General features: G+C 64.5%; 18 protein-coding genes. 3 read left to right on the top strand and 15 right to left on the bottom strand.

Annotated features, from left to right (window positions below):
• Together O3299_RS06445 and O3299_RS06440 are read left to right on the top strand one after the other, a co-directional pair.
• On the top strand, positions 1-1,230 hold the full coding sequence (locus O3299_RS06445) for a TIGR04063 family PEP-CTERM/XrtA system glycosyltransferase (protein WP_251348832.1): 1,230 nt from the start codon (positions 1-3) through the stop codon (positions 1,228-1,230).
• On the top strand, positions 1,227-3,665 hold the full coding sequence (locus tag O3299_RS06440; protein WP_305061825.1) for a glycosyltransferase: 2,439 nt from the start codon (positions 1,227-1,229) through the stop codon (positions 3,663-3,665). Before O3299_RS06445 ends, O3299_RS06440 begins: the two co-directional genes overlap by 4 nt.
• A gap of 9 nt (positions 3,666-3,674) precedes the next feature.
• Here O3299_RS06440 and O3299_RS06435 read toward each other — a convergent pair whose 3' ends face one another.
• The 8 genes from O3299_RS06435 to O3299_RS06400 all read right to left on the bottom strand — a co-directional run bounded on the left by O3299_RS06435 (position 3,675) and on the right by O3299_RS06400 (position 9,679).
• Positions 3,675-4,019, bottom strand: coding sequence for a hypothetical protein (locus tag O3299_RS06435; RefSeq protein WP_099668072.1), 345 nt, complete (start codon positions 4,017-4,019; stop codon positions 3,675-3,677).
• Between the two features lie 158 nt (positions 4,020-4,177).
• A complete protein-coding gene (locus O3299_RS06430) occupies positions 4,178-5,275 on the bottom strand; it encodes a serine hydrolase (RefSeq protein WP_305061824.1) in 1,098 nt (365 codons plus the stop codon).
• 57 nt (positions 5,276-5,332) lie between these two features.
• Positions 5,333-7,006: a serine hydrolase gene (locus O3299_RS06425; RefSeq protein WP_305061823.1), complete on the bottom strand. Its 1,674-nt coding sequence runs from the start codon at positions 7,004-7,006 to the stop codon at positions 5,333-5,335.
• Positions 7,007-7,281: 275 nt separating this feature from the next.
• A complete protein-coding gene (locus O3299_RS06420) occupies positions 7,282-7,926 on the bottom strand; it encodes a hypothetical protein (RefSeq protein WP_305061822.1) in 645 nt (214 codons plus the stop codon).
• Positions 7,927-8,223: a hypothetical protein gene (locus O3299_RS06415; RefSeq protein ID WP_305061821.1), complete on the bottom strand. Its 297-nt coding sequence runs from the start codon at positions 8,221-8,223 to the stop codon at positions 7,927-7,929. It abuts the gene before it with no gap.
• Positions 8,224-8,312: 89 nt separating this feature from the next.
• Positions 8,313-8,738 carry a GNAT family N-acetyltransferase gene (locus O3299_RS06410; RefSeq protein WP_305061820.1) on the bottom strand — a complete coding sequence of 142 codons (426 nt, stop codon included), beginning with the start codon at positions 8,736-8,738 and terminating at the stop codon, positions 8,313-8,315.
• Between the two features lie 243 nt (positions 8,739-8,981).
• Positions 8,982-9,449 carry a MepB family protein gene (locus O3299_RS06405; protein ID WP_305061819.1) on the bottom strand — a complete coding sequence of 156 codons (468 nt, stop codon included), beginning with the start codon at positions 9,447-9,449 and terminating at the stop codon, positions 8,982-8,984.
• Complete coding sequence (locus tag O3299_RS06400) at positions 9,446-9,679, bottom strand: hypothetical protein (protein ID WP_099668077.1); 234 nt, start codon at positions 9,677-9,679, stop codon at positions 9,446-9,448. The genes O3299_RS06405 and O3299_RS06400 overlap by 4 nt, the downstream gene beginning before the upstream one ends.
• A 98-nt stretch (positions 9,680-9,777) precedes the next feature.
• Here O3299_RS06400 and O3299_RS06395 point away from each other — a divergent pair, with 98 nt between their 5' ends.
• A complete protein-coding gene (locus tag O3299_RS06395; RefSeq protein ID WP_305061818.1) occupies positions 9,778-10,140 on the top strand; it encodes a TfoX/Sxy family protein in 363 nt (120 codons plus the stop codon).
• Here the strand turns inward: O3299_RS06395 and O3299_RS06390 are convergent.
• The 7 genes from O3299_RS06390 to O3299_RS06360 form a co-directional block, all read right to left on the bottom strand.
• The gene (locus O3299_RS06390; RefSeq protein WP_305061817.1) at positions 10,129-11,133 is read right to left on the bottom strand and encodes a 2-hydroxyacid dehydrogenase; all 1,005 of its coding nucleotides are present in this window, start codon (positions 11,131-11,133) and stop codon (positions 10,129-10,131) included. The two genes, O3299_RS06395 and O3299_RS06390, sit on opposite strands and share 12 nt — an antisense overlap.
• Positions 11,134-11,220: 87 nt before the next feature.
• Positions 11,221-12,414 carry a hypothetical protein gene (locus O3299_RS06385; RefSeq protein ID WP_305061816.1) on the bottom strand — a complete coding sequence of 398 codons (1,194 nt, stop codon included), beginning with the start codon at positions 12,412-12,414 and terminating at the stop codon, positions 11,221-11,223.
• A 41-nt stretch (positions 12,415-12,455) separates the two neighbouring features.
• The gene (locus O3299_RS06380; protein ID WP_305061815.1) at positions 12,456-13,646 is read right to left on the bottom strand and encodes a hypothetical protein; all 1,191 of its coding nucleotides are present in this window, start codon (positions 13,644-13,646) and stop codon (positions 12,456-12,458) included.
• 2 nt (positions 13,647-13,648) lie between these two features.
• Positions 13,649-15,232, bottom strand: coding sequence for an MBOAT family protein (locus O3299_RS06375; RefSeq protein WP_305061814.1), 1,584 nt, complete (start codon positions 15,230-15,232; stop codon positions 13,649-13,651).
• The gene (locus tag O3299_RS06370) at positions 15,222-16,295 is read right to left on the bottom strand and encodes a glycosyltransferase family 4 protein (RefSeq protein WP_289898014.1); all 1,074 of its coding nucleotides are present in this window, start codon (positions 16,293-16,295) and stop codon (positions 15,222-15,224) included. The genes O3299_RS06375 and O3299_RS06370 overlap by 11 nt, the downstream gene beginning before the upstream one ends.
• Positions 16,296-16,297: 2 nt before the next feature.
• Positions 16,298-17,770, bottom strand: coding sequence for a lipopolysaccharide biosynthesis protein (locus tag O3299_RS06365; RefSeq protein ID WP_305061813.1), 1,473 nt, complete (start codon positions 17,768-17,770; stop codon positions 16,298-16,300).
• 15 nt (positions 17,771-17,785) lie between these two features.
• Positions 17,786-19,870, bottom strand: a complete 2,085-nt coding sequence (locus O3299_RS06360) for a glycosyltransferase (RefSeq protein ID WP_305061812.1) — start codon at positions 19,868-19,870, stop codon at positions 17,786-17,788.
• Between the last annotated feature and the right edge of the window lie 102 nt (positions 19,871-19,972).

Genomic DNA, 19,972 nt, shown 5'->3' with positions numbered 1-19,972 from the left:
ATGCGCATCCTGCACATCCTCGACCACTCGCTGCCCCTGCACAGCGGCTACACCTTCCGCACCCTGGCCATCCTGCGGCAGCAGCGCGCGCTGGGCTGGCACACGATGCAGCTCACCAGTGCCAAGCAGGGGCCGACGGATGGCGCGCAACAGCTGGTCGACGGCTGGCATTTTTACCGCACGGCGCCCGATGCGCGCTGGTGGGCGCGCCTGCCCGTGCTGCGGCAGGTGGCCGTCATCACCGGCCTGGCCGTGCGCCTGCGCCGGCTGGCGCGGCGGCTCAAGCCCGACATCCTGCACGCGCATTCGCCCGCCCTGAACGCCATCGCCGCCCTCAACGCGGGCCGCGCGCTGGGCATCCCCGTCGTATATGAAGTGCGCGCCTTCTGGGAAGACGCGGCCGCCGACCATGGCAGCAGCCGGCCCGGCGGCCTGCGCTACCGCCTCACGCGGGCACTGGAAACCTACGCGCTGCGCCGCGCCGACGCCGTCACCACCATCTGCGACGGCTTGCGGCGCGAACTGTGCGCGCGCGGCGTGCCCGCGCATAAAATCACCGTCATCCCGAACGCCGTCGATGCGGCCGCCTTCAGCGCCACCGCCGCCGAAGACCACTGGCTGGCGCACAAGCTGGGCCTGCATGGCCACCTGACGATCGGCTTCATCGGCTCGTTTTACGCCTACGAGGGACTGGACCTGCTGCTGCGCGCCATGCCGCGCCTGCTGGCGGCGCAGCCGGCATTGCGGCTGCTGCTGGCCGGCGGCGGCCCGCAGGAAGCGGCGCTGCACGCACTGGCGGCCCAGCTGGGCATCGCCCACGCCGTGGTCTTCGCCGGCAGGGTGCCGCATGCGCAGGTGGCCACGTATTATCAGTTGATCGACATCTGCGTGTACCCGCGCCTGCCGATGCGCCTGACGGAGCTGGTGACGCCCTTGAAACCGCTCGAGGCGATGGCCCAGGGCCGCCTCGTGGTGGCGTCCGACGTGGGCGGCCACCGCGAACTGCTCCAGCATGGCAAGACGGGCATGCTGTTTCGCGCCGGCGACGCCGACGCGCTGGCGCACGCCATACTGGCCCTGCTGCTGGCGCCTGCCAGCTGGCCGGCGCTGCGGCGCCAGGCGCGCGCCTTCGTCGAGACGGAGCGAAGCTGGGACGCCAGCGTGGGCCGCTATGCGCCCGTGTATGCGCGCGCGGCCGCGGCACGCGTGGCGGCGGGAGCGATGCCATGATCTTCACGGGCCTGCGCATCGCGCTGGTCGGCCCGCTGCCGCCGCCGGCCGGCGGCATGGCGAATCAGACGGCGCAACTGGCGCGCATGCTGCGCGACGATGGCGCGCAAGTGCAGCTGCTGGCCGTCAACGGCCCCCTGCTGCCGCCCTGGCTGGCGCGCATCCGCTACCTGCGCGCCGCGCTGCGCCTGCCCGTGCACCTGTGGCGCCTGTGGCGCGCCGCCAATACGGTCGACCTGTTCCACATCATGGCCAATTCCGGCTGGTCCTGGCATTTGCAGGCCGCGCCCGCGTTGTGGATCGCCAGCCTGAAAGGCAAGCCGGCCCTGCTCAATTACCGGGGGGGTGAAGCGGCCGCTTTTTTCGCCCGCTCGCCGCGCCTGGTGGCCTTCAGCCTGCGCCGCGCCAGCGCCATCGTCGTGCCTTCGGCCTACCTGGCCGGCGTCTTCGAGCGCCATGGCCATACGGCCCACATCGTGCCGAACGTGGTGGACTTGCAGCGTTTTACCCACGCCGCACGTGGCGCGCCGGCATCGGCCGATGGCCCATGCATCCTCGTGGCGCGCCACCTGGAAGGCCTGTACGACAACGCCAGCGCCGTGCGCGCCTTCGCCCTCGTGCGACGGCGCTATCCCACGGCGCGCCTGGTGCTGGCAGGCGGCGGGCCGCAGCGCGCGGCGCTGGCGCGCCTGGCCAGGTCGCTCGGCGTCCAGGATGCCGTGCGCTTCGCCGGCCCCGTCGACAACGCCGCCATGCCGGCCCTGTACCAGGCCAGCGACATCGTCCTCAATCCCAGCCTGGCCGACAACATGCCCAATTCCGTGCTCGAAGCGCTGGCTTGCGGCGTGCCGGTCGTCAGCACCAACGTGGGCGGCATCCCCGCCCTGCTGCACGATGGCGTGACGGCGCTGCTGGTGCCGCCCGGCGATCCGGCCGCCATGGCGCACGCCATCGTGGCGCTGCTGCGCGACCCGCCCCGCGCGCGGGCCATGGCAGACGCGGGCCTGGCGCACGCCGCCACCTTCGGCTGGCCCGGCGTCGCGCCCCGGCTGGCCGCCCATTACCGCCGTATCCGCGCCGCGCCGCGCCCCGGCGCCTACACGCGCTGCGTCGCCCGCTGGCTGTTTCCCCTGCACGAATGGTTGAAGGGCCACCACAGCGCGCGCCTGCTGCGCCGCCTGGAACGCTCGCAGTGGTGGAGCGCGCAGCAGCTGGAAGCGTGGCAGCTGGCGCGCCTGCGCGCGCTGCTGCGCCACGCGGGCGCGCACGTGCCGCATTACCGCGCCCTGTTCGCCCGCAGCGGCTTCGACCCGGAACAGGTGCGGCAGCTGGCCGATCTGGCGCGCCTGCCGCTGCTGCGCAAGCGCGACATCGCGGCTGCGCGCGACAGTTTCAAGTCCGCCCGCGCCGTGGGCTTGCGCCCGTTCGCCACGGGCGGATCCAGCGGCGAGCCGCTGCAGTTTTTCCTGGGACGGCGCAGGGTCAGCCACGACATCGCCGCCAAGTGGCGCGCCACGCGCTGGTGGGGCGTCGACATCGGCGACCGCGAAGCCGTGTTGTGGGGTTCGCCCATCGAGCTGCATGCGCAAGACCGCGTGCGCCGCCTGCGCGACGCGCTGCTGCGCACCACCCTGCTGCCCGCGTTTGCCATGTCGTCCGACCGCCTCGACGGCTACGTGCGGCAGCTGCGCCGCTGGCGTCCGCGCATGCTGTTCGGCTACCCGTCGGCCCTGTGCCGCATCGCCAGCCACGCCGGCGCGCGCGACCTGCCGCTCGACGGCCTGGGCGTGAAAGTGGCTTTCGTCACGGCCGAACGCCTGTACGACGAGCAGCGCGCGCAGATCGCCGCCGCCTTCGGCTGCCCCGTGGCCAACGGCTACGGCGGGCGCGACGCGGGCTTCATCGCCCACGAATGCCCGGACGGCGGCATGCACATCACGGCCGAAGACCTGATCGTGGAAATCCTTGATGGCCAGGGCCAGCCGCTGCCGCCGGGAGTGACGGGCGAAATCGTCGTCACCCACCTGGCCACGCAAGACTACCCGTTCATCCGCTACGCCACGGGCGACATGGGCGCGCTGGGCACGCAGCCGTGCGCCTGCGGCCGCGGCCTGCCCCTGCTGCAGAAAATCGAAGGGCGCAGCACGGATTTCCTCACCGCCATGGACGGCACCGTCATGCACGGCCTGGCCCTCGTCTACATCGTGCGCGAACTGCCGCAGGTGCGCAGCTTCAAGATCATCCAGGAAACCCTGCTGCGCACGCGCGTGCTGCTGGTCTGCCAGCCGCGCCTGGACGACGCCACCCGCGCCGTCATCGTCACCGGTTTCCAGGCCAGACTGGGCGCGCAAGTGGACGTCGTTATCGAGGAAGTCGACGAAATCGCGGCGGAGGCGTCGGGCAAGTACCGCTATGTGCTCAGCAAAGTCGCCTAGCCAGGCGGCCTACGACGACATCAGATAATTCTTCCCCACCACGCGACCATGCCGGTCCAGTTCTAAGGACCACACCTCCAGTTCCGTGTTCAGGCGGTTCTCGAACCACAGCCGCTCGACGCAAGGCGCGGCGCATGGCGTGGTGGAATACTGTTTGAAAGAGACTCCCGCACGCTCCACATGCGTCGGCGCGCCGAAGCGGTCAAGCACCGCTTGCCGCGTATCGCCCGTCTGGATTTGATAGAACGCCGCCTTGCGGCTGTTGGAAAACACGCAGCATGCGGCGACATACCAGGCCGGGCTGAGGATGAGCAGGCACAGCAGGATTTTTTTAGGCGATATCTTGATTGGCATGCCATATTGTCGATGACTTCATCCGGCGCGACAAGCGGGCCATGCTGGCGAAAGCGAGGCCACAGCTGGCGCAAACAGTGGCGCTGGACGAACCACATAAACTGCAAATCGCGCAGATGCGGTGTTCTTCCATATATTCCTGAAGCAAATCGGGCCTTCTATCTTAAAAGATTGCTATTCATTACTATTTCCCTTATTTTTATTTCAAAATAGTAATGAAGGCCGCTATCCTCGCTATATTGATTTTCCAACACGACCACATCGACATCTTTTTCAGGAAAATACACTTTAATCGATGCAAAGCCCAGGCCTTTTCCCGCGTGGCCTATATATTTGATGGGCGTCGTATCGCTCACATAAACGCCGTAGCCATAACCGTTCTTCCCATCGCCAAAAGCGACATGCTGGCTGGATATGTCGTAACTCGTCATCCGCTGATAGGTTTCTGGTTTTAACATTCTTCCCCGATGCAGATTTTCATCCCAGATCGTCAAATCTTTTGCATTTGAAACAATACCGCCGGCCGGGATGAAGCCAATCCAGTCTTTTCCCTGCACGGGATGCGCCTTCAGCGCGAAGACATTTTCCGTGTTCACATAGCCATTGATGACCTTATTATTCTTATCTTCCTCATAGCAAAAACTGTTTTTCATTCCCAGTTCCTTGAACAAGTCATTTGCTGCCTCGATATACGTTTTGCCGCTGACTTTTTCAAAAATTTGACCCAGCATGGTATACGTTGTCACGCCATACAGAAAATCCGTTCCCGGCTTGAAGCTCAGCGGCCGGTCGATTTCAGTGATTCCCGCCGAAAAGTTGAGCAATTGATGCACCGTCACTTGATCGGCCCAGGCTTGCGGCAAATCGGGCAAGTATCGTCTCACGGGACTGTGCAAGTCTATCTTGCCTTTTTCAACTTCCCTTAAAATCAGCACGGCCGTCATTTGCTTGCTGTTCGACATGATCCTGAAATTATCGTCCAGCCTTAACGGTATCCTGTTTTCAAAATCCGCATAGCCATGGGCTTTTGAGTATTTTGTTTGCCCATTTTTCGTGATGAGAATGACGCCATTAAAACTTCTTGGACTGGTCGCCTGTATCAGCTTGTCAATCCTGGCGGAGTAATCATCGGCCTTTTCCGCATGGGCATGATCGCCAGCCTGGGCATGCACGAAGGCGGATGCCATCAGCAAGAAAGAAAACGCCGCTGTTTTTAGCGGCAGCAGCGTCTTGTTGTCCGTATCGGAATTTTTCATGGGAAATTGTCGGTCAGTTGTTTATTTCCAGGGAAACGCCGTGCTCCACCGCAGCGTTCAGTCGTCCACCAGATCGAAGTCGGCAAACAAGCCGTCCGCCGTCAGGTAAGCCAGCAGCGTGCGCTCCGGCTGGATGCCGCTGACGTGGTAGGCAAGGACGCTGTCCACCTTGCTGCCATGCCGTTCGATCGCGCGGCCAGCGACAGCTTGCTCATGCAAAAAAGTCAGCGACTTCACATTGGCGAGTTCGCCAATCGCCTGCGTGCCAAAGTTGCTCTTGATGCCAGATGTCGCAAAGTCCGAATTGGCCAGGGCGCTGCCGCCACGCGCAATGTCGGCCAGCAATGCCTGCACACTCCGGGTACGCGCAGGCTTGGGGTCGGGGCGCGCTTTCAAGGTGTGCATCAGCGGGCCGATGCGCGGCGCCGTGCTGGCTTTGTCCTTGGTCGTCACGACGACGCCTGTCACCTCGCCTTGTGCATCGACGGCGAACGCCAGTTCGCAATTGCGCGACGTCGAATGGAATCGGTGCGCGCCGGCAGGCACGAAAGTTTCGTCCGGCAAGCCATCGTAAATGCTGCGCAGCCGGCCCCCCTGCATATCGAAGGTGCCTATCGTGTTGTTCGCCAACTCGTAGCGGCCCGTGTAGCGGCTGAGCGCCCTGGCATCGATCTTGATGACTCGGTGTTTGCGCAAGACGGCGTAATCGGCATCCGGCCAGCGATAGGCGCGGCCGATGGCGTCGGTCAGGCGGTCCATCATGCGGGAATTGTCATTCGCGTTAATCATGATCACGGCGCCCTGGCCCGTGCGGGAAAATGCCGTCAGCAAGGTATCGAAGCCTTCGTCACGCCCGCCGTGCGAGAAGCGTTGCGCGCTGCCGCTGCCGTGCAGGAAGACGCCCAGGCCCGCGTTCTCTATCTGCGGGGTCAGCATCTGTTGCGTCAAGGCTGCCGAGATGACCGGATTCGACGTGCCCGCCAGCGATTGCTGCACGCCGATGGCGAAGCGCGCCAGGTCCGACGCGTTGGTCCATAAACCGGCCGCCGCCATTTCCGGATACACATGCCAGCGTCCCGCCACCAGGCTGCGGTCGGCAAGGTGGCCGCTGGCATTCAGGCGCGCGCGCTCGGCTGGCGGCGGTTGCACATAGGAGCTCTCCTGCATGCCCAAGGGCGTGAGGACCGCGTCGCGCATGTAGTCGGGATACGCCTGGCCGCTCACGTCGGCCACCATTTGTTGCATGACGGTATAGCCGCCACCGGAGTAACGCACCTTGCTGCCTGGAACCATATCAACGCGGATGGGCGCCGTATTCGCCGGTTGCTCGCCGTTCAGCACCTGGACCACGGTGGGTAGCGGCGCATTGCTGGCGTAGCCGGGGAAGCCGTGCACGGTCAGCCCCGCGTTATGGCTGAGCAGCCTGCGCAAGGTCACCTTCTGTTCAGCCGTCAGGGCGCTGTCCGGCAGCTTCCACGTGAGCAGCCGGGGATTGACGTCTTCGTCAAGGCCAAGCTTGCCCTGCTCTACCAGGTGCAGCGCCCCCAGCGCGGCTACCGGCTTGCTGACCGAACCGGCCTGGAACAGCGTGTGCGGGCCGACCGGCGTCTTGCCGCCCTTCTCCGTGACACCGTACCCTTGCGCCCTGACAATCTTGCCGTTCTCGATGATGGCCAGCGACAGTCCGGGGATTTGCCGCATCGTCATTTCGGCCTTGACGATGTCGTCCAATGCGTCCGCCCGGGCGCCACTTGCAAACAACAGGGGAAGGACCAGTGCCAGGGGATGAGCTCGCATAAACGATTCTTTCAACGGTGATGGACGGATGCCAGGAAGGAAACGTTGACGATACGTCAGCGCACCCTGCCGCCATGCGGGATTGCGACAGGCCGTCAAATATCAGTCATGGACGGTCATTTTCCCGGATGAGTTGCGGCCCGCGTTTGCTGGCGTGCCGAATTCCGGCTGCTTGCCGCCGTTGGCAGGTTCTGTGCCGTTGTGGGCCTTCACGAATCGCCGGTACTTGAAATACTCTGCACCATACTTAGCTCCCAGTGCTTTTGCCATTTTTCTGAATCGTCCTGATCGAACCAGCCAGCTACGTAAGAGGATATTTCATCCGCATCCTGCAAGTTCGATTCTGCCAAATATGAAACTGTCGCTTGAAATCCCGCCCCAATAAAAAATTCCACGCCCATTGATGTTCCGACATCCATATTGATATGCTTTGCTACCCAAAGGCTATGGATATCGCTTGTGCTGCCTAGACGATAAAGCAAGAAGGCACAACGATAAATTCCTTCGTAAGAATCACCATCATCCTTAATTGTCCCATCCCAAAGCGCAATTCTATACTGCACTTCCTTCTCGAAGACTTGTCGAATTAGCGTGGAGTATGGCGCGAGTGGCCGCTCCAGCAGAATTTTGTAGAGTTGTTGGCGTACCCGCGGCGAGTCGAGTTCACTCTCGCTGTCAGGTGTCAGAAGTCCCTGGGAATGTTCAAAACACGCAAGAATTTTTTCAGCGCACAAGAAGGATATTTTATTTTTTTCTGCAGACCTGTTTTGACCTGTCTCACCTTCAACCTGCGCCACAATCTGAGGCGGGATAGGCAATTCTGGCGTATTTTTACGCTTAAAAAAATTCCACATTCAACTTGGCCTTTTCCGTGTGAAAGCCGCCCACGCAAGCAGCACAATGCCGGCAACGACACATCCGGCCAGACTCACGGCGGCACCAAACATGTACCACGCCACATCGAATCCGTGACTGTAGAATGTTCCGACAAATGGGCCGCTCACCAGCCAGATCAACGCCGCCAATTTCAGCAGAAAGTACGTCGCTTTACGGAGCGGGCGAGCAAGGCGCATCTGTTGAATAGCAGCCATGCCCATGACTGAACAAGCCAAGCCAGCCGCAATGATCAAGCGTAAAAACGAATACTCCATGTCGCAACCTGACTTGTAGCTGATCCAGCTGGCCCAGAAATTGAAAGACCGCGTAAAAGACCGTGGGGCTGCCGGTCATCGATCCTTGTCTACTTCTCGTAGATGGCTGGTCGGTTAATCTGCAAGAATAATTTGGGATTTTCCGGCGTTGAGAAGCCAAGCTTCTCATACAACCAATCGGCAGTCGTAGTCGCTAGAAGCAGTCGCCGGTAGCGGTCGACGCCAGGATAGCTGAGCATGCACTCGACAAGCCAGCGACCAAGTCCCTTGCCACGATATTCTTCAATCACGAAAACGTCCGCCATGTAGGCAAAAGTAGCGTAATCGGTAATTAACCGGGCATATCCGATCTGCCGGCCTCTATGGTACAGACCAAAATTGAGACTATTCTTGACCGCGTTAGCCACGGTCTCCTCGTCAATTCCACGAGCCCAAGTGCTGCGGCTGAGATTCTCATATATCACGTCGAGCTGTAACAATCCGTCGTCAGTAGAAACTTGGTAGTCCTCTTTCATCCAATTCATAAGCATCGTGATCCAGCATATCTAGTAAGTTGTGATGTGGGCATGTAGGAGCAATGATGGCAAAGGTCTCTTTATAGGAGGGAACAAACGCACACAACTGCCCGCTCCTGGCCGCCAGCGGACGATTACCATACCTCAGCAAAGATTTTATTACCACCCTGATAAAAAGAGATTTCTCAATCCCTTATATCACAGCGGCAAGGCGCAGATAAATTCTAAGGTGAATGGAAACAATCACGGCCCGAGCAGCTGTTCCAGCCTTTGCTGCTCCCCCGCCGTCACAAACCACGCCGCCTGCCAGCGCTGCGTGCGCTGCGCCTGGATGGACTCCGGCGCGCACCACGGCGGATACACGCGCAGCGCGCGCTTGCCGCCCTGGGCGGCGCGCGACATCACGCCGCGCTCGATCAGCTCGCTGCGCGGGAAGATGAAAAAGCCGTGCCGCGCGCCAACGTCGTCAGCCACGGCGATGATGACGATGTCGACGGGGTCCGCTTCATCCAGCGGGGCGATGTCGGCGTCGGGATGGAGGCGCTTCCAGACGGTGACGAACTGGCCGATCTTCGTCGGCGTGGTTTTGGCCACACGCAAGACCAGGCGCTTGCCATGCAGCTCGGCGCGGCAGGCGCCGTAGTCCGCGCTTTCCGCTTCCGGCACGGGCGCTTGCGTCAAGCCCAGGAAAGCCCAGGGACTGGCCTTCATTGCGCGCTGAACTCGGCTGCGGCCTTGGCCGCCCACAGCGCTTCGGCGTGGCTGGCGAACGGGCTGTCATAACCGTCGACCTTGCCATCCTCGTCGACAAAGTACAGCCACCAGCCGTCGCCCTGCTCGCGGATGGCCGTCTGGCCCGGTGCGCAATGGGATTCGATGGCATCGCCGGCGGCCAGGGTGGCGATGCGGATGCCGCGGTGAACAAGATGCTGGGGTGTCATGGCAAAATAGCTAATGCAAAATAAATAATGGCGACAGTGTAGCCGCCGCGGCCCATCCTGGCCAGTGCGCTACACTGTTCTTTCACACGGAGGACGACATGGCATCACAGCAAGGCACGGTGGATTTTTTGCTCGACCAGCTGGCGGGCGCGGGCAGCATCAGCGCGAAAAAAATGTTTGGCGAGTATGGTCTGTATTGCGACGGCAAGATGTTCGCCATCGTCGCCGACGACCAGCTGTTCATCAAGCCGACGGACGCGGGCCGCGCCTGGATCGGCGCGCAAGGCACGCTGCAGGAAGCGTCGCCCTATCCGCAAGCCAAGCCGTATTTCCTCATCGATGGCGGGCTGTGGGACGAGCGCGACTGGCTGAGCCAGCTGGCGCGGCGCACGGCGGACGCCTTGCCGCTGCCGAAACCCAAGCCGCCGCCCAAGCCTAAAAAACAGGTGTCAGCTGGCTAATACGCTGTTTTCGCACGCCTTGCCCTGGCGGAAGCACGCCAGGTTGTGATACGTGATGGCGGCGATCTCGCGCAGCGCTTCCATGGTGAAGAAGCCCTGGTGGCCCGTCACCAGCACGTTCGGGAAGGTCATCAATCGCTGGAAGATGTCGTCGTCGATGATGTCGGACGAGCGGTCCTGGAAGAACAGATTGCTTTCCTGCTCGTACACGTCGATGGCCAGGGAGCCCAGCTGGCGCGACTTGAGCGCCTCGATGACGGCGCCCGTGTCGATCAGGCCGCCACGCGACGTATTCACCAGCATGGCGCCCTTCTTCATCAGCGGCAAGGTTGCTTCGCTGATCATGTGGCGCGTGCTCTCCATCAGCGGGCAATGCAGCGAGACGATGTCGGACTCGGCCAGCAGCCGCGGCAGTTCCACCATCGTGCCCAGGTCCGCGAACGCGGGCGCCGGATACGGGTCGTGGCCCAGCACCGTGCAGCCGAAACCCTTGAAAATGCGCGCCGTGGCCAGCCCGATTTTGCCCGTGCCGACGATGCCGACCGTTTTACCGTGCAGGGTGGAGCCCAGCAAGCCGTCCAGCGAGAAATTGCCTTCGCGCACGCGGGCGTAGGCGCGGTGCGTGTGGCGGTTCAGGGTTTGCACGAGGGCCAGGGTGTATTCGGCCACGGCTTCCGGCGAATACGCGGGCACGCGCGCGACGAACAGGCCCAGGCGCCTGGCCGCTTCCAGGTCGAGATTGTTGTAGCCGGCGCAGCGCAGCAGGATGGCGCGCACGCCGTAGCCGTGCAAGGCTTCCAGCACGGGTGCATCGAGCACATCGTTGACGAAGACGCACACGGCGTCGGCCCCTTGCGCCAGGACCACGGTTTCCTGGCTCAGCAAGGCGCTGTGGTAGACCAGTTCGATGCCGGCGGAATCGGGCTGGGCCGGCAAGGCTTCGTCGAAGAAACGGCGGTCGTAGGGCTGGCTGGCAAAGAAGGCGATTTTCATGGGGAGTCCTGGAACTTGCTGGATGGCAAAACATTATCATAGCGCAAGCGCCCTGCCCCACGCCGTACGGCTGGCGCCGTCGGCCGCCTATTTGGGTTCGCGGGGCAAGGTCAGCGCGTGGCGCAGGTAGGCCGTTTCCTCGGCGTGCTGCGCGTGGTAGCGCTCGCGCGCGGTGCGCATGGCCGCCTGGTGGGCGTCGATGCTGGCCTGCGTCAGTTCCACGCCGAAGTCCGCCGGCGGCGGCGCCGGGCCGCCGAACAGGCGCGCCAGGATGAAGCGGCCCACATTGTCGCGGTAGTGCGACGCTTCCCAGTAATAGCGCATCTCGCGCGCGCCCGTCACTTGGGGGATCGGCTCGCTGGTGATGCTGTTAAAGCCGGAAAAATCCAGCAGGCGCACGTCGCAGCCCTGGCGCCGGTAGCGTCCGGCCATGTTCGTCAGGTCGCGCTGCCACGCTTCCATGGCAGCCCACTTGCCGCGCCAGTACAGGGCGTCGAGCGTGAGCGCATGCGTGGGATTGATGTACAGGCGCAAGCGCGTGCCGCCGCGGCACAGTTTCCCCACGCTTGCATCGAAGGCGTGCAGCGCGGGCGCCGTGGGTCCCAGGCCGTCGCTGAATTCCTGCAGGCGCGGCGTGAAAGCGCGCGCCGTGCCGGTCCAGGTACGGTTGCGGCTGGTGAGGCAGGATTCGTCGCGCTGGCCGTGCAAGGCCAGGCTGGACAGGCACACGCCGTCATAGCTGCCGCTGAGGATGCGCCAGGTGTCGCGCGTCATGTCGACAGTCAGGCCGCGCTTGATGTTGAGCAAGGCGCGCCGCGCGAAAAACGCGGGGCCGGGGTCCGTCAGGCCCGGTTCCACGCCGGCCGACCCCAGTTCCAGCGAGAACGAGGGAGCGTCGATGCCCCACACCATGGTGTCGACATGGCTGACCCTGGCCGCATGCTCGGCCAGGCGCATGGCTTCGCCGATGGAGGCGCCCGACACGGCGCTGTTGAAGACGCTCTTGCCTGCGAACAAGGTGCGCACGCGATGCGTCGGCAAGCCCATTTCCGTGCGCGAATTGCCGATGTAGACGACGGCCGGCCGGTAGCGCGCCACGGCATACGTCTTGCCCCACACGCTGAGCTTTTCGGTCGTCGGCCGCAATCGCTGCAGCAGCGGGCTGTCCCACTGGTGCAACAGATATGGATCGACGTGGTAATTGACGGCGGACACGAGGGCCAGCGCGGCCAGCACGCAGGCGAAGAAGATGGCGAGGTAGCGGCGGGCGGTGGTATCCATGGTCGGCACGGGAAGTAGCAACATGAGTAGAGAAATGGCGTTCAGCGCCGGATCAGCGGCCCGTCCAGCACCCGCCGCGCATAGGCCGCCTCGCGCGCGTGTTCCATGCCATAGCGGTCGCGCGCCGCGCGCATGGCCTCCTGGTGGTCGTCGACGTTGGCCTGCGTCAGCTCCACGCCGAAATCGGCCGGCGGCGGCGTGTCGCCGCCGAACAGGCGCGCCAGGATCAAACGGCCCACGTTGTCCCGGTAGTGCGACACTTCCCAGTAATAATGCATGTCGGGCTTGCCGCTGACGAGCGGGGTCGCTTCCGTCGTGATGCTGTTAAAGCCGGAAAAATCATGCAGGCGCACGTCGCAGCCGTGCAGGCGGCGGCGCTCGACGAGCTGCACCAGTCCCCGCTGCCAGGCTTGCATGGCATCCCACTTGCCGCGCCAGTGCAGCGCGTACAAGGTCAGCGCGTGCGTGGGGTTGATGTACAGGCGCAAGCGCAGGCCACTGCGGCACAGCTTGCCGATGCTGGCGTCGAGCGCCAGTGTCGAGGGCGGCGTCGGCCCCAGTCCGTCGCCGAATTCCTGCAGCCGCACGGGAATGGCGTCCTTCGTTCCCAGCCAGTGCCGCATGCCCTTGCGGGTGCACGTCTCGTCGCGCTGCCCGTACAGGGCCAGGTTGGAGCGGCAGACGTCGCCGGCCTTGCCCGTGAGGATGCGCACGCTGTCTTCCGTCATGTCCAGGGTCAGGCCCCGCTTCAGGTTGACCAGGGCGCGCCGGGCGAAAAAGCCGTGCTCGGCGCCCGTCAGGCTGTCTTCCACCCGCGCCGCGCCCATGTCCAGGGAAAAAGTGGGCGCGTCGACGCCCCACACCATGGTCTCGACGCGGCTGACCCTGGCCGCATGCTCGGCCAGGCGGATGGCGTCGCCGATCGAGGCGCCGGACACGGCGCTGTTGAAGACGCTCTTGCCGTCGAACAAGGCGCGCACGCCCGTCGGCAAGCCCAGTTCCGTGCGCGAATTGCCGATGTAGATGACGGCGGGACGGTAGCGCGCCACGGCGTAGGTCTTGGCCCAGGCGCCGAGCTTTTCATTGAGCTGGCGCGGGCGCTGCAGCAAGGGACTGTCCCACTGGTGCAGCAGATAGGGATCGACCTGGTAATTGAGCAAGGAGACGGCGCCCAGCACCAGGCCGACGCAGGCGAAAAAGCCGGTGAGGTAGCGGCGGGCGGCGGTGTCCATGCTCAGAACTGGAAGTAGAGAAATTCGGTGACCCGGTTCATGCCGAAGATGCAGGCGATGAACAGCGCGGCAAAGCCCACGCTCCAGCGGCGCGTGGGGCGCCAGCTGAAGGCCCAGCGCCCTGCCGGCTGAAAGATTCCTTCAATGGCGGGCTCGTAGAGAAAGAATATTTCTTGCGTATTCGGCGCCTTGAAGGCCAGCAGCATCGCCGCCAGCAGCACGGGCAAGCCCGGCCCCGCCAGTTCGATCCAGCGGATGCCGTCGAACGCGGGATGCAGCCCCCACTGCGCCAGGCTGACCCCATGGCTGGCCAGGCCGCGCGGCAGGCTCACGCCGTTCGCGCCCACCAGCGCGCCCGCGATATCCCAGGCCGTGGCCACGTCGGGCGCGCGGAAAAAGATCCAGGCCAGCATGACGGCAAGAAAGGTCAACAGACTTGACCACCACATCGGCCACCAGCGCAGCCAGCGGTACGCCCGCGCCGCGCCGAACACGCGCTGCCACGCCTGCTGCAGCACCAGGTACAGGCCGTGCAAGCCGCCCCAGATGACGAAAGTCCAGCCGGCGCCGTGCCACAGGCCGCCCAGCAGCATGGTCAGCATCAGGTTGCGGTAGCGCATGACCTCGCCGCGCCGGCTGCCGCCCAGGGGAATATACAGATAGTCGCGCAAGAAACGCGACAAGGTCATGTGCCAGCGGCGCCAAAAGTCGGCGATATTGGCCGCCTTGTACGGCGAATTGAAGTTCAGCGGCAATTTCACGCCGAACAGGCGCGACAGGCCGATGGCCATGTCGGAATAGCCGGAAAAGTCGAAGTACAGCTGGAAAGTGTAGGCCAGCACGCCGATCCACGCTTCGATCAGGGTGGGCGTGGCGCCGGCCGCGAAGACGGGGATGGCCAGCGGCGACAGGTTGTCGGCGATCAGCACTTTTTTTGCCAGGCCAATCGTAAAAATCGACAGGCCGATGGCGAAATTGGCCGCGCGCGGGTGGGCGTTGGCCGGGTCGGCGAATTGCGGCATCATGTCGCGGTGGTGCAGCACGGGCCCGGCGATCAGGTGCGGAAAGTAGCTGACGAACAGCACGTAATGGATGAAGCGGTATTCGCGCACCTCGCCCCGGTGGCAATCGACGAGGAAGGCGATCTGCGTGAAGGTAAAGAACGAGATGCCGATCGGCAGGATGATGTCGAGGCCGGACCACGGCAGGCTGCCAGCGCCAGCACCGGCAAGCCCGGCGACGGCATTCACGCTGTCGATGAAGAAGTTCGCATATTTATAGTAGGCGAGCAAGCCCAGGTTCAGGGCCAGCGCCGCCAGCAGCACGCGCTTGCGGGCCGCGCCTGCGCGCGCGCCGATCAGGCGCCCGGCGCCATAATTGACGCAGATGGATGCCAGCAGCAGCGGCAAATAGCGCACGTCCCACCAGGCATAGAAGAACAGCGATGCGCCGGCCAGCCAAGCGGCCGGTGCCAGGCGGCGCCAGCTGGCGGAGGCGCCGGCGGTGGCCCAGCGGTCCAGCAGGAAATAGCCGGCCAGCACGATGGGCAGATAGCCGAACAGGAAGGCGAAGGAATTAAACAGCATGTTGCCTCCTGGCCGGCAGCGACTGCGCCTGGTAATAACACTCGGCGATCTGCGCCGCCACCCGTTCCCACGTAAAACGTTCCACCAGCGCTTGCACGCGGGCGCGTCCGGGGGGCAGCGCCAGCAATGCGAGGATGGCCTGGCGCTGCGCGGCGCCATCGTCCCAGCGCACCTTGCGCAGCGCAAACGCGGAATCGGGCAAGTCCAGCGCGCTTTGCGCCGTCATGACGACGGGCGTGCCGGCCGCCAGCGCTTCGAGCACGCTCAAGGGAAACACTTCGCCCTGGCTGGGCAAGGCCGCCACGGCCGCCGCATGGTAGGCGCTGGCCAGCAGCGGGTCGGCGTGGTCGAGTGCGCCCAGCCAGCTGACGTGCGGCAAGTCCAGCAATTGCTGCAGATACGCTTGCTGTTCGCGCGGCGCGGCGCCGATCAGCACCAGGGGCAAGCCGGCGCCCGCCAGCGCCTGGGCTAGCCCCAGCTGGTTTTTATACGGCGAAATGCTGCCCACCATCAGCACGAACGGCCCCGCGATGCCCGTCTCGCGCAAGAACAGGTCGCCATTGGCCGTGAAGAAATGCGGGTTGATCCCGTTCGGCAATACGCGGATGGCTTGCGCCGGCATGCCGAAACCGTGCACGATGGCGTCGCGCTCGGCCTCGCCCAGGGCGATCACCACGTCGGCCAGCTGCAGGGCGCGCCGCGTCTGCGCATAGCTCGTCTGCACCATCCATTCCGTCAGGCGCCCCGCCAGCCGGTCGGCCAGCCGCGCGCGCCAGGCGCTGGCCCGGCCCCAGCCCGGTGACAGCAGCGGCGACAGCACCACGGGCACGCCTTGCTCGCTGGCCATTTCCATGATGCGGTAGGTACCATTGCTCGCCGAAAACACGTGCAGCACGTCGAAATCGGCCAGCCGCTGATGGTTGGCGTCGACCAGCTGCACGGCCAGGGGACGGGCCGGCAGCTGGGGCAGCCGGTTCAGCGCGGCAATGGTTTCGCGTACCTGGATCTGCAAGCCGCCGTCGCGCTGGAACAGCATCGGGTAGGACAAGATACCGACACGCATGGTCATCCTTTCGTCCATTTGACTGCCAGCCAGCGTCCCGCCAGCTTGCGTTGCAATAACAAAAATTCTCCGGCCAGCTCATGCTGCAACAGGAAAATCCCCGCCAGCCAGCACAGCAAGGTGACGAGCGCCGTGCCCGCCAGCGCCAGCAGGGCCGGCGTTTCCACGGGCAGCCACAGCAGCGCAGCGACGGGCGCGACGCCACTGACGCCGCAGAGCAGCAGGCTCTTGCGCAAGGCCCGCGCCAGGATGCGCCAGTCCAGGGCGCTCAAGCGCCGCAGACAGCCGTAGTTCAGCCAGCTGCGCAGCACGTTGCTGAGCACCACGGCCCAGGCCACGGCCAGCAGGCCGAACGGCGCCGCGGCCAGCAGCAGCGCCACCTTGATGCCGCCGGCGCAGGCATCGAGCCGCACTTGCGCCTGCAGCTGGCCCGTCGCCACGAACAGGTAGCGGGCCATGCTGAACATGCTATACACGGCCGAGGACAGGCACATGATGCGGATCAAGGGCACACAGCCTAGCCATTGCGTGCCATACAACACCTTGACCAAGGGCAAAGCCATGCAGGCGAGAAAGAGAAAAAACGGCCAGGCCAGCGCCGTCATGTAACTGATCGTGCGCAAATACACGAGTTCCGCCCCGCCCTGCCCCCCTTCCCCGCGGGCACGCGCCGCGAACAGGGGAAACACGACGGGAGAAATGGCGCTGGTGATGGCCTGGTTAAAGATATTGAGCACGCTTTGCGCCTTGCCGAACAGGGCCAGGCTTTCAATGCCGATCAGCTTGCCGATGATCAGGTCCGGTGCCGCCACGCCCGCCTCGTCGACGAGGCCGCCCCCCGTCGCATACGCGCCGAAACGGCCGATGGCGCCCATGCCCCGTCGTCCCGGCAGCCACGGCAGCTCCTTGGGACGCACCAGCAGGCTCACCAGCAGCGAGGCGCAGGAACCGGCCAGCGCCGCCCACACCATGCTCATGTAACTGCAGCCCTGCAGCGCCAGCAGCACGGCCACCAGCAGGTTGACGGCGCTATTGGCCGCGTTGATGGCGTAGATGGCGCGAAAGCGCAGTTGCCGGCGCAACATCGGCAAGGTCAGCGCGCTGAACGGAATCAACAGGAAATTGATTGCCAGCAGGCGCAGCACGAGGGTCAGCCGGGGTTCGCCATAGAATTGCGCGAGCGGCGCGCTGGCCAGCAGCACCACACCGGCCAGCAGCCAGGCGACGAGCAGGCTGGTGGCCAGCGCGGCCCGCAATTTCACCGTATCGAGCTGCTTTTCCTGGATCAGGTATTGCCCCACGCCAAAGTCGCGCACCACTTGCGCCAGCGCCACCAGCACGGCGCCCAGCGAATACACGCCCACTTCGGCCGGCGTCAGCAGGCGGGACAGCACCATGGTGGCGATGATGCCCAGCAGCAGCACCGTGTATTTTTCGGCGAAGGAAAAGAAAAACGAATGGCGGGTGGCGTTCATCCCCGTGACCGGCGCCTACACGAGGCCGGCATAGAATTGGCGCAGCTGGCGCTCCAGGCGCGGCATCGAATAGCGCTGCACGGTTTCTTCGCGGGCCAGCCGTCCCATGCGGGCGCGCCGTGGCGCATCCATCAGCAGTTGCGCCACGGCCGCGCAGGCGGCGTGCTCATCGTCCAGCGGCAGCAGCAAGCCGCCGGCGCTGTCGTGCAGGATATCGTGGGTGCCCGGCACATCCGTCCCCACGGCCGGCACGCCGCACGCCATCGCTTCGATGGTGGCGATGCCGAAACCCTCATTTTTACTCAGCAACACATGCAGGTCGAAGGCGGGCATCAGCCATTCGACGCGCTGCTGGAAACCGGCAAACACGACTCTGTCCTGCAAGCCCGTCTGTTGCGCCTGCAGCCGCAGCATGGCGTCCAGCGGCCCCGTGCCCACGAGTACTAAATATAAATTGGGAAACTGCGGTGCCAGGCGGGTGAACAGGGCCAGCAGCGCTTGCGGGCGCTTCTGTGCGGAAAGCCGCGCCACGCAGCCGAGCACGAGCGCGTCCGGCGGCAGCCCCAGCTGCTGGCGCGCCAGTACTCTCCGTTCCGGCGAGACGATGAACGTTTCCGTATCGACGCCGTTGGGAATCACGGCCAGCCGCGTGTCCGGCGCCAGCATGTCGCGGTACAGGTCGAGGAAATGCTGCATGGACGAGGCCGACACGGCATACACGCCCTTGACGGCGCGAAACGCTTCCTGCAGCCGGGGCCGCTGCCAGTCGCTGAACGGTTCCAAAGGAAACGCATTGTGCACGCTGATCACGGCCGGCAAGCGGCATTGCCGGGCCAGCCACAGGATGGAAGCGCCATAGCTGGTCCAGCAAAACGCCACGTGGACGATGTCGGGCCGCAGCCGCCGCAGCCGCCACGCGCCCGTGACCCTGGCGCGCAGCCAGTTCCAGCGCCGCCAGGCCCAGTGTTCGAGAAACAAGGGCGGCTCATACACGCGCACCTGCAGCTGCTGCGCGCGCAAGCCTTGCGCCCACTGGCTGAAACCGGGAAAGCGCCGCAGGGCCAGCACGCTGTCATAACCGTTCGCGCCCAGCATCTTCGCCTCTTGCGCCATGCGCAGTTCCATGCCGCCCAGCTCGCCCGAATAACTGCTGATGACGATGCGCGGCAAGCGTTTGCGCCGTCCCCGCCACGCTTCGTGGAAGAAACCGCGCAGCCAGGCCCGTTCCCACTGGCGCAGGAACAGGTCGGCGTGGTCGCGCCGCAGCCAGGCCCGCACGGCGCCAAGGGTATCGCGCACGTATCTGCCCAGCATCCAGCGCGGCACGCCGAGCAACTCCACGCTGGGGGCGAAGGTCGCCAGCCGGCATTGGCCCCGGCCGAACAGCATGGCGCGGCGCAGTATCCAGGCGCGCCGCACTTGCGGGGCACGGATGATGTGCGCCACTTGCGCCCGCGGACAGAACCAGGAAGGGTTGCCGGCCGCATGCATCTCCAGGTTGAGCCGGGTTTCGCTGCCCATGGCGTAATTGGCGCCCTGCGGGCCGATGCTTTCGTCATAACGGGCGCCCGCCTCGAAGATGCGGCGGCGTATCGCCATGTTGGCGCCCCAGACGAGGCCAGGATAGATGGGGGCGTCGCGCAAGTCGGCGCTGGTGATGCCCCACGTCAAGCCGACGGGCGTCAGGCGCAGCAGCCACGCCTCCGGTTGCTCGCGCCAGGCGGGCACGATGGCGCCGCCGAACAGGGCGTAGCCGGGGTGGGCGCGCGCGCTGTCGTGCAGGCGGCACAGCCAGTCGGATGCGGGCATGGCGTCGTCGTCGCCAAACACGAACAGCTCGCCGCCATCCCCCCCTTGGCGCAGGGCGTGTTCGACGGCGCCGTTCAGAGCGGGACTGCGTCCCCGCCGCGCCACGTAGATATAGCTCAAGGGCAAGCGGCCGCGAAAGTCGGCGATCACCCGGGCCGTGGCGTCGGTGCTGCCATTGTCGGCGATGACCAGGCGCCAGCCGCCCCTGGGCGACTGCAAGCCCATGTAGGCGCGCAATACCTGGGGCAAGGTGCCGGCGCCATTGTAGGTCGCCATGAGAACGGTCAACAAGGACATGCCTCCTTGGTCTTACCATGACAAAACTGATTGGCAGTTTCAACAACGCCGGGCGGTATTGAACCAGTGTACTGAGCCTGCCAGACAGCCCGTTGA

Source organism: Janthinobacterium sp. SUN176 (genome assembly GCF_030587335.1).
In the GTDB taxonomy this organism is placed as follows: Bacteria; Pseudomonadota; Gammaproteobacteria; order Burkholderiales; family Burkholderiaceae_D; genus Janthinobacterium; species Janthinobacterium kumbetense.
This window is presented reverse-complemented; position numbering and strand designations above follow the sequence as displayed.